The organism is Rhodanobacter sp. AS-Z3, assembly GCF_029224025.1.
Taxonomy (GTDB): Bacteria; Pseudomonadota; Gammaproteobacteria; order Xanthomonadales; family Rhodanobacteraceae; genus Rhodanobacter.
In genome coordinates, this window is record NZ_CP119392.1 from 175,318 (window position 1) to 191,757 (window position 16,440).

The following is a 16,440-nucleotide window of genomic DNA, read 5'->3' on the forward strand; positions in this document are numbered from 1 at the left end:
CGGCACCAAATAGAGATTTGTCGTGTGCTGGCGTCGCCAGCGCACGACCCAATACCCAAGGGGATTATTCGGATGATCATGCGCCAACGACTTCTGTCCGCCAGTCTGCGCCACCTTCTTCTCGGTAGCAGCGCCGTGCTGCTGTTGTGCGGCTCGCCGCTGGCGTTCGGCGCCAGCGCTACGCAGGACCCGGCTCCGGCCACGACAAAATCGGCCGACGACTCCACCAAGCAGGTCACCGAGCTCGGCAAGATCACGATCACCGCGCAGAGCCGCTCGCAGGAAATGCAGCAAGTGCCGATCCCGTTGCAGATCGTCACCGCCAAGCAGATCGATACGCTCGCCGCCACCGACCTCAGCAAGATGAGCCTGTTCGTACCCGGCCTGGTCGTGGGCGGTGATTCGCCGACCCAACCCAGCTACGAGATGCGTGGCATCTCCACCGGTGACTTCGGCATCGGTACCGAATCGGCCGTTGGCGTGTACATCGATGGCGTCTACTCGGCGCGCTCCGGCGCATCGCTGCTGGCGTTCAATGACGTCAGCCGGATCGAAGTGCTCAAGGGCCCGCAAGGTACCTTGTTTGGCCGCAATGCTGCAGCCGGCGCCATCTCGATCATCACCAACGAACCCAGCGACCACGTTGAGGGCCGCGTGCGCGTGCGCGTGGGCAACTATGGCCGGAAGTATGTGGACGGCCTGCTCAATGCCCCGATCAATCAGGACATGGCGCTGCGCTTCAGCATGTACAGCAACCGCAGCGACGGCTGGATCACCGATGCCGCGAATGGTCAGGATTACGGCGGTGACCACGACTTTGGTGCCCGTGCCAGTTGGCGCTGGAACATCACGGACGACACCCGCGTGCTGCTGTCGTGGGATCACGAAGACTTGAATCAATTGCCGAAGCCGGCGATCAGCCTGATCGCGCTGTCGAACGACACCAACGAGCGTCCGCCCTATCCGGCCGATCCGTCCACCTACGTCGATCCGCTGCACGCGCCGTTGCACAACGACACGGTCGGCGCCGTGGAAAAGCGCAAATTCGACGGCGTCACCTTGAGCGTGGATCACTCCTTTGCCTGGGGCAACCTGACCTCGACGTCTGCGTTTCGCAAGTTCAACACCGAGAACCGCGGCGACTACGACGGTACCAACCACATCGTCAGTTATCTGGACACGGCCAATCTCGAGCGCAACCGCAGCCTGTATCAGGAGTTCAAGTTCAGCGGCAATACGGGCCTCGTCGACTGGGTCGCCGGCGTCAGCTACTACGATGAACACGCGAACCAGACCAGCCAGACCAACACCTTCACCGACAGCATCGACACGCTCGCCAACAACCTGATGGGCGTGGGTTACCCACTCACCCAGATCAGTGCCGGGCTGGCCCAGATGGGCGTGCCGTACACGCTGCTCGGTGATCCGTGGAACGAGGCGATCAGCAACGTCGGCCACTTCAAGGCCTATGCCACTTACGGCGACGTGATCTGGCACCTCAGCGACAAACTCAACCTCACCACCGGCATTCGCTATACACGCGACCAGAAGACATTCTCCTGGTACAACATGCCGCGCCGCGCCGACGCGTTCGACGCCACCGTTGCCGGACTGACCCAGGCCGGTGTCGTCGGCATGCTGCCGCCCGAAGCCCAGTACGCGCTGGCGATGTTCGGCAACAACATCATCTTCACCGACGCCATCGGTACCCCGGTGCAATTCAACAACAGCTGGAGCGATCTCAGCCCGCGCGCCGTGCTGGATTACCAGTTCACCCCCGACATGATGGGCTACGTCTCAGTCACCAAGGGCTACAAGGCGGGTGGTTACAACAGCGTCCAGATTGGCTCGCACTTCGCTCCGGAGAAAGTCTGGAACTACGAAGCCGGTCTGAAAACCGTATTCCCGGAGCAGAAATTGTTGCTCAACGGTTCGGTCTATCACTACGTCTACAGCAACCGTCAATCACTGACACTTGACCCGAACACGGCGGGTTCCGGCGTGCCGCGCTACCTGGTGAACAGCACCGACCAGGAAGCCAAGGGTGCGGAGTTGGAACTGCAGTGGCGTCCACTGGCCGACCTGCAATTCAGCCTGACTGGCGCCTATATCGATGCGACTTACAGCAAGGCGGTGGCTTCTTCCGGTGCCATTCTGACCGGTCAGCCCACCGGTGAACCGAAGTACTCGTTCGCCAGCAACCTTGGCTACACTTGGCACGACGTCGCCCATGGCGACCTCGCCTTCACCGTCAATCATGCGTTCCGTGGTGCATCACGCTGCAACCGCGACTCGCAGTTGCAGGGTACCTGTCAGGTCAGTCCGAATTTCACCACGGGAAGCAGCCAGCAACGCACCGATGCACGGCTGGACTGGAGCTCGTCGAACGGTCACTGGGGAATTGCCGTGTACGCCAACAACGTGTTCAACAAGCGCTATGTTACCGACGTGAACAATATCTCCGCGAGCGTGTTCGGTACGCCATACGCCGGCATCACGCCGCCGCGCATGGTAGGTGTCGAACTGCGTGCGAAGCTCTGAGACGATCATGACGGACAGTGACGAACTGACCACCCGCTTGGTGCGCCTGCGCGAGGCGCAGGCGGTCGAGCCGATGCCGCCATGGGCCGCACGCGCACGCCGCCTGCGGGCATTGGAAGCGATGCTTCGCGCACAGCGCGAGGCATTCGCTGCGGCGATCAATGCTGACTTCGGCCAGCGACCGGCCGAGGAGACCGACTTGCTGGAAATCTTCCCCAGCCTGTCGGCTATTCGCCATGCGCTGGCCCATGGCCGACGCTGGATGAAGCCGCGACGGCGGCTGGCCGACCTGCTGTTTCTGCCGGCACGCACCGAGCTGCAACCACAGCCGCTTGGCGTGATCGGCATCATCGTGCCGTGGAATTACCCGCTGTACCTCGCCATCGGCCCGCTGGTCGACGCGCTGGTCGCCGGCAACCGCGCGATGCTGAAAATGAGTGAATTCACGCCGCGCTTCTCGGCGTTGTTCGCCGAGCAAATGGCCAAGGTCTTTGCCGCTGACGAAGTCGTGGTAGTCAACGGCGATGCCACGGTGGCGCAAGCCTTCTCGGCGCTACCGTTCGACCACCTGCTGTTTACCGGGTCCACCGCCGTAGGCCATCACGTGATGCGTGCGGCATCCGCCAACCTGACGCCGGTGACTCTGGAACTCGGCGGCAAGTCACCAGCGATCATCGGACCCGGCGCACGTTTCGACCATGCGGTAGAGCGCATCGTGTTCGGCAAACTGGTCAATGCCGGACAAACCTGCATCGCGCCCGATTACGTCTTGCTGCCACGGGCACGGGTAGATGACTTCATCAGCACGGCCGGCAAGGTGCTGGCACAAATGTATCCCGCGCTGGGCAGCAGCAAGCAGTACGCCAGCATCGTGTCGGATCGCCAGTACCAGCGCCTCGTCGAACTGCGTGACGACGCCCGCACCCGCGGTGCCCAGGTGCATAGGCTCAGCGAGGCCGGTGAAGATCCGGCACGCCGACTGTTGCCACCGCAGTTGCTGAGCGGCGTCAACGACGAGATGGCGGTGATGCGCGAAGAAATCTTCGGCCCGCTGTTGCCGCTGGTGCCGTATGACAGTATCGACGAAGCGATTGCCTACGTCCGCGCTCATCCGCATCCGCTGGCCTTGTACTTGTTCGAGAATGACCGCAGCCTGGTCGACCGCGTGCTGACGCGTACACATGCCGGCGGCGTCAGCATCAACGACACGCTGTATCACATTGCCCAGCACAACCTGCCGTTTGGTGGCATCGGCGCTTCTGGCATGGGTGGCTATCATGGTGAAGCAGGCTTTCGCACGTTCTCGCACGTGAAGCCGGTATTCCGGCAAGCGCGTTTCAATGGCGCAGGCCTGCTGAACCCCCCTTACGGAGCGCGCTTCCGCCGCATGCTCGATCTGTTGCTGCGTCGCGGATGAATCGATCGATCGCCTGGACATGAAAAAACACCCCGCTCGCGCGGGGTGTTTTTTTTGCATCGTTCGCCGATGGTCGACTAGAACTTGTACTGCGCCGACAGGCTCAGCAGGTTGCCGTAGTCCTCAAAGTTGCCGGTGATCACGTCGTGGGTGCTGCTCGAGCTCTGGATGTGCGCTTGGCTCACGAAGATGTGCGCATACGAGGCGTTGATCTCGAAGTGCTCACTGGCCTTGTAACCCACACCCACGGTCACCAGCCGGCGAGTCGCGTCGGGTACGCGCACATCACGTACAGCGAGATAGGTCGGCGAACTGTCCACCGCAACGCCGGCACGCAAGGTGAGCTTGCTGTTCAAGTAGTAGTCGCCACCGATCGACGCGTAAATCGTGTTGCGCCAGTTGAACGTCTCGGCAGTATCGGGCTGCAGCGGAGCCGTGCCGTACTTGACGCGCAGTTCCTTGAACACATCCCACTTGGTGTACGACAGGTCGGCACCAAAGCCGAACTTCTCTTCCTGATGCCAGTAGCTGGCGCTGATCACGGCCGGAGTCGTGAACGGTGCCGTGCCAGTGGTGTTGGAGAACGGCGGGATGCTGCTGGCGAGTGCCGGGTTGTTCAGCAACAAGCCATAGCCGGCAGGCACATTGAACTTGCCGGTGCCCTGCAAAACGTGGCTGATCTTGGAGCGGTAGTTCACCGCCAGCTTGTCGTTCGGGGTCATCTTCCAGAACATGCCCACCTGGTAACCGTAACCCCAGTCATCACCCTTGATGGTGGCAAACCCGTCGACGCCCTGCGGTGTCGCTGCGGCCACACCCGCGGCGGCGGCCTGACCCTGCGCCACGGCCTGCTGAATCATCGCACCCGCTTGCTGCGGGGTGAGCTGACCGGCCCCGACGGCGGCCTGGATTTGCGCCACGCCCGCGGCGGTCTGCGCACCGATGGCCTGCTGAATACCCAAGCCCACCGCGTTGAAGTTGATCGCACTGGACAGCTCAGCGGAGGTGCGCTGGGCAATCGCGCTGACGCCGACGGCAAAGCTGTCGGAAACGTCGAAAGACGCCGAGACCGTCGCGTCCAGCGACTGGAACTTGGACTTGACGCCGTTGTAGCGACCGACCCAGTCCTTGTCGAACTCGGTCTGGAAGCCAAACGGTACCGAGAAGCCAAAGCCCAGATGGACCTTGTCCGACACCTTGGTCGACATGAACAGGGCCGGGACCGGCAGCGTCGTGCCGCCGTCGCCGCCATTGCCACCACTGATCGGACGACTCAGCACGTCGCTGGCGCTGCCGGTGAACTTGGTGCTGAAGTTGATCGCCGTGACATCGGCCTGGAAATAAGTGCCATCCAGTTCCGTCATCGCGGCAGGATTGTTCGTGACCACCGAAACATCACCGCCGGCAGCTGCGGAACCGGCGTAGGCACGGCCCAGCCCCTTGGCGCTGTTTTCCTTGAGCTGGAAGGCACTGGCGCTGGCGCTGGTTGGCGCAAACGCGGCCACAATGGCGAGGCTCAGCGCGGCAAGCGCGAGCGGGCGACTAGCACCCTTGAGGGAATGGAAGGTCGTAGGCATCACTTGCTCCTGCATTTCATGTGGCGGCCGGTGGTACGCGTGGTTGTCGCGAAGGACGAGGTAGCGTCATTGAATTCATACGTGCGTTTGAACTGCCTCGACGGCACTTTGCCGCCTCGTTGAAGACGTTGCAAGTGCAATCGCAACAAATTGATAACATTGCCTGCCGACGCCCACCGTTCGGTGCGTCGTCAGCCCACACTCAGCCATACCGCGCCCGCCACTGCTACGCTCGGCGGTCGGGCTCTTCCCACCATCCACCCGCGAGTATCGCCATGCAATGCTTTGTCTACGCCAGCCTGCGCAAGGCTGGCAGCTACCTGTGGCTGACCAAACGCGATGGCTTCGATGCGCTGCCGGAATCGCTGGTCACGCTGCTGGGTGAACTGCGTTTCGTTATGGAAGTTCCACTCGACGCGCAGCGCAAATTACCGGTCGAGGACGCCGTGCAAGTGCTCGCCCACCTGCATGAGCAAGGATGGCATTTGCAGGTGCCACCGAAGGAGTCCCTGGCGACCGCCAACCATCCCGCGTATACGCACTCGCCGCAGAATGATCGCGGCGAATGAACAAAGCTTCATTCTGTTGCCCGCGTTAACACTTGGTTACCGTCTGCACCTTCAACGATTTCTATACTGTCTCCATGACCCAGCCCAAATCGCGTCGCCATCCGCCCTTCCTGCAAGCCTTGGCCTGGTTCTTACCCGGTTCGCTGGCGGTCTTCGCGGCCGGACTGGTCACTCATCCGCTGACCCTGATCCCCTTGCTGCTGGCCAACGCCTTGACCCTTGCCGCGGTCTGCCACGCGATCGGCTTTGATCCCGAACCGCAGTTCATGCGCACCGTGCTGCGCCGGGGCGCCGCGCACCTGGTGATGTTCACTGGCTACACCGTGCTGGTGTTCGCGCTGGTCGCCTGGCCGATGATGCAACTGACTCACACACCCAGCCTCAGTGCCGCGCTGCTGCTGGCCGCCGCGCTGGTGTTGGCACTGGTGGCGCTGTGGCGACTGTGGCCCGCTTATGGGCTGCTGTTTCTGTGGGATGACGCCTACCCGCGCCAACGTGACGGTTCGTGGATCTTCACCGCTACCTTGCGCAGCATCGCATTTGCCCGCCATCTGTCGCGCGAAGAACGCTTCTTCAGCCACTTTCTGCCGGTCGCCTTCTCGATGCTGGTGCTCTCTTTTGGCGCCATCGCACTGACCGGCTTGTATGGCGTGCTGCCGCCGGAGCCGCGCATTGCGGCGATCGTGCTCTACGGCATCGTGCTGCTGCCACTGGGTTGCCTGGTCATCGCCAACCGCACGCTTCGTGCGCTGTTGTGCGAAAGCCGCCACTCGCGCCGGCGCGTCGACCAAACGCCAAGCACCGCGCACCGGCCTACCCTCACCGAAAGCGAACGTACTGCCGGTACCCCTGATCAGGCAGCAGCGCTGCTCGCCGCCACCCGCGATGGCGATATCGAACGCGCACTGGCTCTGCTCGAAGTGGGTGCCGCTCCGGACACGGCACCGCCGGCGGAGGACCGCGACCAGCGCCCGGTCTTGATGCTGGCCGCGCTATTGCCGGACACCCGCTTGTTGCGCGCGCTGATCGCCAAGGGCGCCGACGTCAATCACGCCAGTGGCGGCCTGACCCCGCTGCTGGCCGCCACCCGCGACAGTTGGCATGGTCGCGCCGAAGCCGTGCTGACCTTGCTGGCCAACGGCGCCAGCCCGCTGGCCACCGATGCCGAAGGCAACACCGCGCTGCACGGAGCGGTGCTCAGCGCCGATGCCGGCGTGGCGGCCATGTTGCTGGACGCCGCCGCACCCATCAACGCGCTCAACCAGGCCGGCATCAGCCCGCTGGCCAACGCCTGTCGTGCGGCCAACTGGCCGCTGGTGAAATTCCTGCTGGAGCATGGCGCCAAACCGGCACCTGCCGACGGTGAGCCCGCACTGGTCGCCGCCAGCAGCATTGCCGACGATGACATCGAAGGCGTGAAGCTGCTGCTCAAGCATCGCGCGGCCATCAATGCGCTCGACGCGCGCCATCGACACGCCTTGATCACGGCCGCCAGTGAAGGGCACGAGCAAATCGCCCGCGTACTTTGTGCAGCGAACGCGGACGTGAACCTGGTCGACATGCACGGAAGCAGTGCGCTGATGGAAGCCGCACGCGCCGGTGCCGGCGGCATCGTGCAGCTATTGGCTGAAGCGAAAGCCGATGCCGGCCTGCGCGACGACCATGGCCGCGACGCACTGACCCTCGCCTGCCAGTCACCGCGTGCCGACGCGGATACCGTGCGTGCACTGCTGGCGCTGGGGGCCGCACCCAAGGTGCCCGGCACGGATGGTCGCAGCGCGCTCGACCACGCCGCCGCAGCCGGGCGCTGGGATCTGGTCGCCCTGCTCGATCCGGATACGCCGCTGCCAGCGAGTCTCAGCGCAGATGTCTTGACCGAGGGCGCCGATACACCGGGACACCTGCTTGAGGCGCTGCGCTCGGGCCACTGGGCGGTCGTTTCCGGTTTCAACAGTCGTGTGCGTGAATGGCCACAGACCGATCTGGCCAGACTGTACCTCGATCTGTCGACGCCCGGCCTCGCGGCAGGCCGGCGCTGGCTGCTCGATCACGGGCTGGCTGCCGAAGCACGACTTGAAGCACCACGCACCGATGATGCCGATACTGGCGAAATCGCCGAGCTGCCGCCGCTGGGCCAGCGCCTGTTCGATGCCTTGCTGCGTCGACTACCAGACACTACCGAGGCGCTCGACGACCTGCTGCAGGCTGGCGCAAGTCCCGCCGGCGCCGGCTTGCTGGCGCTGGCCTTGCTGCACGCGAACGGCGCGGCACAAGCAGCGGCCTTGCCCATGAAAATGCTTGAAGCAGGCGCCGATCCATTCGGCCCGGATGCACGTGGCCGCACACCGTTGCAGTTGGCCGCGAACACCGCGCAGTCGGCCTTGCTGCAGGCCCTGCTGGAACGTGGTTGCGACCCGAATGCTCGCGACCGCGACGGCCGCACACCGCTGTTTTCTGCGCTCGAACACGGCGCCAAGGCACTGCCGCTGGTACGTGCACTGATCGCCCACGGCGCCGATCCTGAAGCAGCCGATGCCAACGGTGAAACTGCGCTGGGCTTGTCGCTGGAACATCCTGCCGTCGAGCGCTGGCTCGATTGGCGTGACTGGTCCCGACCGAACCGTGCGCTGCGTGCCAATGATCTCCCCGCCGCGGCCAGGGCTGGCGCACTGACCAGCGTGCAGCGCCTGCTGGAACTGGGTTTTGCCGTGGACACCCGCGACGAACAAGGCGCCACCGCACTGTTACATGCCTGCGGCGCCGGTCATCGCGATATCGCTGCCTGCCTGCTGGAAGCCTCCGCCGACCCGACGCTGGCTGCGCGCAGCGGCGTCACTCCACTCGCCGCCGCCGTCGCCGCACGACGCGAAGCGCTGGTGGCGTTGTTGCTGCAACACCAGGTGGCAGTCGACCAGCGTTTGCCAAATGACGCTACGGCGTTGATGGCAGCGGCCGCGATGGGCTATCCGGAAATTGCCGAGCAATTGATCGACGCCGGCGCCGACATCGAAGCCGTCGACAGCGCCGGGCGCAGTGCATTGCATGCCGCGGCCCAGTTCGGCTTCGAGCACAACGACAGCCTGCGGGCGCGGCGCCTGTTCGACGTGCTGCTCAAGCGTGGCGCCGAGATCAACCACGCCGACAACGAGGGCAAGACGCCACTGTTGTTGTTGCTCGGCGCACAGCTGCGGCCCGGCAGCAACTGCGACGCCACCCACATCGGGGCACTGATACCGCTGTTGCTCGATGCCGGTGCCCAGGTTGCGCATGCCGATCAGCGCGGCGTCACCGCTCTGCACGCCTGCGCCATGCATGCGCTGCTGCCGCCAGCACGCGTGCTGCTGTCGCGTGGTGCCGACCGCAACGCCACCGATGCGTTCGGGCGCACCGCCGCCGAAGTGGCACGGCAACTCGGCTATGTCGACATCGCCCACGAACTGACCGCACGCAGCGGTACGATCCCCAGCGTGCGGCAGACCTTGCGCCAGCCCGCGCAGCCGGCAGACTAGGCACGCCTTGAACGAAGTCCGGCCGCACAGCGACCGGACTTCGGCGTCAGTCGCCGTCGCCTGCCTGTGCCGTGGTCGGGTCGCGTTCACGCTCGCGCTCAGCGCTGCGCTCGGCGTCGGCCTCGAACAATTGCTGCAGATCGATCAGCGCATCGCGATTGCTCTGGATCAGCTTGGTCTCGTCGTCGTAAACCAGCGCCTGCCTTTTCAGCAAGGCCTCGTCATAGCGACGAAAGCGCTCGACCCGGTCCGCCGCCAGTTCGGGCGACAGCCCCAGTGCCTCCAGCGTCTTCCGGGTCATCTTGAGACTGGAGTGGAACGTCTCGCGCACCGGCTCTTCCACGCCCATGTCCATCAGCCGAAATACATGCTGGCGATTGCGTGCTCGCGCGATGATTTTCAGGTGTGGGTACTGCCGCCGAACCAGCCGCGCGGTGCGCAGGTTGGCCTCCGGATCGTCGGTGGCCAGCACGAACACCTCAGCCTTGTCGGCGTGCGCGGCACGCAACAGTTCCGGTCGCGCCGGATCGCCAAAGAACAGATCAATGCTGCCAAATCGACGCGACAGATCCACCTGTTCGGCTGAATGTTCCAGCGCCACGAACGGGATACCTTGCGCGCGCAACAAGCGGGCAATGATCTGGCCCACGCGGCCGAAACCGGCAATGATCACCCGTGGCGGCGCCGCATCGATGGCGTCGAATTCACGCGTGGGTTTCTTCGGCCGCAGGTGCAGGCCACGCGCCGCCAATACCACCAGCAGTGGCGTCAACGCCATCGACAAGGTGATCGCCAGCACCAGCGCATCACGTTGGCTCACCGCAATCAGCTGCTGCTCGGCGGCCTGGCGCAACACCACGAAGGCAAACTCGCCACCGCAGGCAAGCAACACCAGCAGACGCAAGGTATCGGAACGGTTGAGCCCGGCCAGCAGTCGTCCCAGCGGCCACAACAGCAGCCCCTTCAACAGCAACAAGGCGACCACCAGCTCCAGGATCAGCAGCGGCTGATGCAGCAACAGCGAGACATCCATCGACATGCCGACGCTGATGAAGAACAAACCCAGCAGCAGGCCCTTGAACGGCTCGATGTTCGATTCCAGCTCGTGCCGATACTCGGAGTCGGCCAGCACCATGCCGGCGAGAAACGCACCCAGGGTTGCCGACGCGCCGGTCAGCTCCATCAACAAGGCAACGCCCGTCACCACCAGCAAGGCGGTGGCAGTAAACACCTCAGCCGAATCAGCCCTGGCCACGAAGCGAAAGATCGGACGCAGCAGATAGCGACCACCAACAACCACGGCGATAATCATGCCTACCGTGCGCAATACCGCGATCAGGTTGAAGTCCTGGGCGGTGGACGAGGCCAGCAACGGCACCGCAGCAATCAACGGAATGGCCGCCAGATCCTGAAACAACAGAATCGAGAACACCTGGCGCCCATAGGCCGAGCCAGCTTCCTTGCGCTCGGCCAGAATCTGCAGACCGAACGCCGTGGACGATAGCGCCAGACTGCCACCCACGATCACCGCCGCCTTCCCGCTCAGGCCGAACAGGTAGTAGCTGGCCGCGGCAATCGCGATCGTGGTTGCCAGCACCTGTGCCAGGCCCGTGCCGAATACCGACCGGCGCATCACCCACAGCCGCTGCGGCGAAAGTTCGAGGCCGATCACGAACAGCATCAGCACCACGCCGAACTCGGACACCGTGGCGACGCCTTCGGTGTCGCTGATCAGACCAAGCAGTTGCGGGCCAATCACGATGCCAGCCAACAGGTAGCCAAGCACGGCCCCCAGCCGGAAACGCTTGGTCAGCGGCACGGCAATCACCGTGGCCAGCAGGAACACCACTGCGGTCTGCAGAATTTTGTGGCTGTCCATGCGCCAGCGACTCCAGTCAGGAAGTGCCGATTATTCCACGCGAGGACGACATGCCACCGTCGACGTGTCGTTCGTTCATTCGTCCAGATGCACCTTGCCACTGCGGAAGTGACAAATACGGTTGCGTCCTTTCGCCTTGGCGGCGTACAGCGCCTTGTCGGCAGCATTGACCAGGGTGCCGGGATCAGCCATGCCCGGCTCCTTGCACGCAATGCCGATGCTGACCGTGACGCTCAGCCATTCGGCCTCGAAACGCACCTTCAGCTCAGCCACCGCCTTGCGCAAACGCTCGGCGGCAATCAACGAGGACTTCAGATTGGCATTGCGGCAGATCACCAGAAATTCCTCTCCGCCCATGCGACAAACGGTGTCTTCCTTGCGCGCGGAATTGCGCATCACTTCCGCCACCGCGCCAAGTACCTTGTCACCCACGGCATGGCCGTGCGTGTCGTTCACTTCCTTGAACTTGTCGATGTCGATCATCATCATCGTCACCGGTTCGCCGGAGCGCTCGCAGGCGCTCCATGCCTGGGTCAACGCTTCCATGCCGGCACGCCGATTCTGCAGGCCGGTCAGTTGATCAATCAGCGCATAACGCTGCAACTTTCGATTGCTCAACGCCAGCTCGGCAGAAAATTGCTTGAGTTGGGCCCGGTCCTGCTCCCAGTGACCAAGCAACTTCACGTACTGCCTGGCCGCGCTCATGCGCAACGGCAACAGGCGAGCCACCTCGGCCGGACTGAGGCAATCGTTGATCCGGGCTTCCGCTGCCTGATTGATTTCACCGGGCGAGTCCATGTTCGCCAGCATGATCAGATAAATGGACTGCCCCCACGAAGTGGCGCGCAAGGCATGGCAGAACGCCCAGCCATCCATGCCGGGAAGGCGCGCATCGACAATCACGATCTGTGGCACCAGTTGCACCGCCAACGCCAGACCCTCCTCAGCATCCTCGGCGGAGTGCACGACCTGACCGGTCATCTCGCCCACGACTTTTTCCAGAGCCATCCGCACGTCCCGCGCGCCGGATACCCACAGCACGTTGGTCATGGTCGGGATCGACTTGCCTGCCAATACCTCACGCGGCGCGCTGATCAACTCGGCAAACGGCAGCTCGTCGCTGTCCGGCACATTCAGCAACTCACTCCAGTTACGCCAGCGTGCGTGGACGTTGTCGATCAACACACTCAATTCATCGGCATCAAGGCCGATCTTTCCACCCAGCAGCATCAACTCGGCGACATGCGCATGGCGCTCGTCCGCCGGCGCCAGACTCATGTCAGCCAACCGCTTCGCCTGGTGGAACAGGTGGGTGAGCTGGTGCGGTCGCGAGCCCTCCGCAAAACCGGACGTCTCGGGCGCCTCGTGGAACAGCACCGGCTCGGCCAGTGCGTTGGGAATGCCACACTCCTGCAGGATCGCCGACGTAAGCTCGTTGTGATCGATATGCAGGTGCTGTCGTTCCTGCTCCACCGTTTGCTCGGTCGATTCCCGCAGGAAGCGGGCGTACTCTTCCGGATACAGCGTGGCCAACGCCAGATAGCCGATCTGTGCCAGCAGCCCACAGGCAAACAGTTCGTCAGGTGGCGCGATGCGAACGCACTTGCCGAGCTCCTGCATGGCCACTGCCATCAACAACGAGCGCGACCAGAACCGCGAATAGTCGAATGCCGCGCAGGCGCCGTTGCGATATTGGTCGACCAGCGAAAAACCCATCGCCAACTGGCGCACGACCGTCAGACCAAGGCGAACGATGGCGTCGGGAACACTGGCAATCGGGCGACCCGCGACATTGGCGGCGTTGGCCATGTGCAACAGTCGGCTCGCCGTGACCGGATCGGTCTGCACCAGCCGGCTGATTTCCTCCAGGGTGGCATCTTCGCGCCGGCTGATCTGCATGATCGCCAGCGCCACACCCTTGGGACTGGGCAATCCGCCATTGATTCGCAATTGTTCGATGGCTGTCATGCATTGGCACCAGGGTTGTCGGTCAGGCGGGGTTGTCGATCAGACGGTGGTACAGACACACATACGACAAATCCAGATCCAGGTGCGTGTGCTAAGCGGCGTTCGGACACGAAAGCCCCAACGCGGCAATGCCGCCCGAGGCTGTGAGGAGATCTACGGACGCGACTGCAGGCCCGGTTATCGGCCATGCATTAATTTACTTTAATTCGTGGCTGACACGTTCAGTCCGCGTCATTCCAGCCGTGCAAGCCGCGAGCCGGATCTGCACGCCTGCAGACCCGGTCGCCCCGCGGCACTTACGCAGGCTTACTTCTTCGGCGCGTCCTTCAAGCCACGGTTTTCCAGCATCGGCTCGATCTTCGGGTCCTGCCCACGCCAGTCGCGATACATCTTGGCCAGCTCTTCAGTGTTGCCACGCGACAACACCATGGCGCGGAAGCGATCGCCGTTCTCGCGGGTAAGACCGCCGTGCTCCTGGAAGCCTACAAACGCATCGTCCGCCAGCATCTGCGTCCACAGATAGGCGTAGTAACCGGCGGCGTAGCCATTGCCCCAGATGTGCTGGAAGTAGCTGGAGCGGTAGCGCGGTGGCACATAGCTGAGGTCGATTTTGTCCTTCTTCAGCGCGGCCGCTTCGAAGGCGTCGGCGTCCTGCAGCGGCGCGTCAGCACCCAGCATGTGCCAGTTCATGTCCAGCAGCGCGGCTGAAACCAGCTCGGTCATGTTGTAGCCGGAGTTGAACTTGCCGGCCTTCATCATCTTGTCGACCAGCGCCTTCGGCATCGGCTCGCCGGTCTGGTAGTTCTTCGCGTAGTTGGCGAACACCTTGGGATTGGTCGCCCAGTGCTCGTTGAACTGGGACGGGAACTCGACAAAATCGCGCGCCGTATTGGCACCGGACAGACCCGGATACTGCGCGTCGGCGAAGATCCCGTGCAGCGCATGACCGAACTCGTGGAACATGGTGGTCACATCATCGAACGACAACAGCGCCGGCTGGCCTGCCGCCGGCTTGCTGAAGTTGGCAACGTTGTAGATCACCGGCTTGTTGCCCAGCAACTTCGACTGGTCAACCAGGTTGCTCATCCACGCGCCACCGTTCTTGTTGTCGCGCTTGAAGTAGTCGCAATAGAACAGCGCCATCGAGGTGCCGTCCTTGTCGAACACCTCGAAAACGCGCACGTCCGGCTGGTAGACCGGGATATCCTTGCGCTCCTTGAATGTTATGCCATACAGCTGGTTGGCGGCGTAGAACACGCCGTTCTGCAGCACGTTGTCGAGTTCGAAGTACGGCTTAATCTGGCTTTCGTCGAGGTCGTACTTGGCCTTGCGCACCTGCTCGGCGTAGAAGTCCCAGTCCCACGGCTGCACCTTGAAGCCGCCATGCTGCTGGTCGATCACCTGCTGGATATCCGCTGCCTCGAGCTTGGCCCGCCCGGTGACGGCCGGCACCAGGTCCTGCATGAACTTCAGCGCGGCGTCCGGCGTTTTTGCCATCTGGTCGTCGAGCTTCCACGCCGCATAGTTCGGGAAGCCGAGCAACTTGGCCTGTTGGGCGCGAACCTGCGCCAGCCGTTCGATGGTCTTGCGGGTGTCGTTGGCATCGCCCTTCTCGGCGCGGGTCCACGAGGCCTCGAACAGCGCCTGACGGGTGGCGCGGTCGGTCAGATTCTGCAATTCGGGCTGCTGGGTGGTGTTCTGCAGTGACAGCACGTACTTGCCATCCTGCTGGCGATCCTTGCCCGCCTGACTGGCCGACGCCAGTTGGGCCTCAGACAAGCCGGCCAGCTTCGCCTTGTCGTCGATCACCGGTGCAGCGTCCTTGGTCGCCGCCAGCAGCATGTTGGTAAACGCGGTGCTGAGCGTGGACTCTTCCTTGTTGAGATCCTTCAGCTTCGCCTTGTCGGCATCGGACAACTTGGCGCCGGCGTGAACGAAGTTCTTGTAGACCACCTCGACCAGGCGCGCCGATTCGGGATCAAGCTTGAGCGTGTCGCGCTGGTCGTAAATCGTCTGCACGCGCTGGAACAGCTTGCTGTCCAGATAGATCGCGTCCGAATGCGCGGCCAGCTTCGGCGCTTCCTCTTCCTGCACCTTCTGCAGCGCGTCGTCGTTGTTGGCACCGGTGACAGCGTCGAACGAGGCCAGCACGCGAGTCAGCATGGCACCGGACTTTTGCATCGCCACGTAGGTGTTCTCGAAGGTCGGCGCTTCGGGGTTGTTGGCGATTTTCTCGATCTCGGCCAGGTGCTGTTTCATGCCCTCGTCGATCGCCGGCTGATAGTCGGCGTCATGGATCTTGTCGAACGGCGGCGCGTGAAACGGCAGCGTACTGGCGTTGTAGAACGGATTGCTGCTGATGTCGGAAGCCGCCGGCGCGGTACTGCTGGCGCTGCTGGCCGACGCCGCCGGCGCGGGCGCCGCGGTGTTTTCGGGCTGTTGCGAGCAGGCGGCCAAGGCCATCGTGGTGGCAATCACAATCGTACGCAGACGAAGCATCGGTTTCCCCATTTGGTGGTGCGTCCGTTGCCGGACGCGGAAGTCAGACCGTCGACTCTAGCGAGTGCGCGGCCAGTTTCCAAACAGGTACGGTTTGTCGAGCTCAGGCCGCGCGCAGATCGCGCAGTTGCCACGCCCCGCCAATCAACAGGTACAAGCGTTGGCGCACCACGGTCATCGGCAGGTCGGTGATCAGGTCCACCTCGGTGTGCAGGTCGATCATGCGGGCGTCGACCCGCGCCGTCGGGTCGGTATCACCCAGGGCCTCGTCCACCGCATCCGGATCAGGCTGGGCAGCACGCCAACGCTGGAACAATTCGTCACTGCGCAGGGCTGATTGCAACGCCGCGGCGAACCCCGCGGGACTGACGCCGTCCCATGAAAAGCGGTCATCCTCACCGCGGACGTGGGCGATATCGGCGATCGAGAGGTAGTAGTGATTGCGTGCCATGACGGCTCCGGCTTGGGGAATCCACGCTAT

General features: G+C 63.3%; 9 protein-coding genes. 4 read left to right on the plus strand and 5 right to left on the minus strand.

Annotated features, from left to right (window positions below; all coding sequences use genetic code 11):
* Nucleotides 1-78 precede the first annotated feature (78 nt).
* The gene (locus tag PY254_RS00790) at nt 79-2,541 is read left to right on the plus strand and encodes a TonB-dependent receptor (protein WP_281013585.1); all 2,463 of its coding nucleotides are present in this window, start codon (nt 79-81) and stop codon (nt 2,539-2,541) included.
* A gap of 7 nt (nt 2,542-2,548) precedes the next feature.
* Nucleotides 2,549-3,958, plus strand: coding sequence for a coniferyl aldehyde dehydrogenase (locus PY254_RS00795; RefSeq protein WP_281013586.1), 1,410 nt, complete (start codon nt 2,549-2,551; stop codon nt 3,956-3,958).
* 77 nt (nt 3,959-4,035) lie between these two features.
* Here PY254_RS00795 and PY254_RS00800 read toward each other — a convergent pair whose 3' ends face one another.
* Nucleotides 4,036-5,535 (minus strand): OmpP1/FadL family transporter, encoded by a 1,500-nt coding sequence (locus PY254_RS00800; RefSeq protein ID WP_281013587.1) that lies wholly within the window; start codon nt 5,533-5,535, stop codon nt 4,036-4,038.
* 275 nt (nt 5,536-5,810) lie between these two features.
* Here PY254_RS00800 and PY254_RS00805 point away from each other — a divergent pair, with 275 nt between their 5' ends.
* Both PY254_RS00805 and PY254_RS00810 read left to right on the plus strand, forming a co-directional pair.
* Nucleotides 5,811-6,104 (plus strand): YcgL domain-containing protein, encoded by a 294-nt coding sequence (locus PY254_RS00805; RefSeq protein ID WP_281013588.1) that lies wholly within the window; start codon nt 5,811-5,813, stop codon nt 6,102-6,104.
* A 74-nt stretch (nt 6,105-6,178) separates the two neighbouring features.
* A complete protein-coding gene (locus PY254_RS00810) occupies nt 6,179-9,613 on the plus strand; it encodes an ankyrin repeat domain-containing protein (RefSeq protein ID WP_281013589.1) in 3,435 nt (1,144 codons plus the stop codon).
* Nucleotides 9,614-9,659: 46 nt separating this feature from the next.
* Here PY254_RS00810 and PY254_RS00815 read toward each other — a convergent pair whose 3' ends face one another.
* The 4 genes from PY254_RS00815 to PY254_RS00830 all read right to left on the minus strand — a co-directional run bounded on the left by PY254_RS00815 (nt 9,660) and on the right by PY254_RS00830 (nt 16,410).
* Entirely contained in the window at nt 9,660-11,492 is a 1,833-nt protein-coding gene (locus tag PY254_RS00815; protein ID WP_281013590.1) for a monovalent cation:proton antiporter-2 (CPA2) family protein, read from the minus strand.
* A gap of 75 nt (nt 11,493-11,567) precedes the next feature.
* A complete protein-coding gene (locus PY254_RS00820; protein ID WP_281013591.1) occupies nt 11,568-13,460 on the minus strand; it encodes a GGDEF domain-containing response regulator in 1,893 nt (630 codons plus the stop codon).
* 306 nt (nt 13,461-13,766) lie between these two features.
* Complete coding sequence (gene dcp, locus PY254_RS00825) at nt 13,767-15,959, minus strand: peptidyl-dipeptidase Dcp (RefSeq protein ID WP_281013592.1); 2,193 nt, start codon at nt 15,957-15,959, stop codon at nt 13,767-13,769.
* 103 nt (nt 15,960-16,062) lie between these two features.
* Nucleotides 16,063-16,410: a hypothetical protein gene (locus PY254_RS00830; protein WP_281013593.1), complete on the minus strand. Its 348-nt coding sequence runs from the start codon at nt 16,408-16,410 to the stop codon at nt 16,063-16,065.
* Between the last annotated feature and the right edge of the window lie 30 nt (nt 16,411-16,440).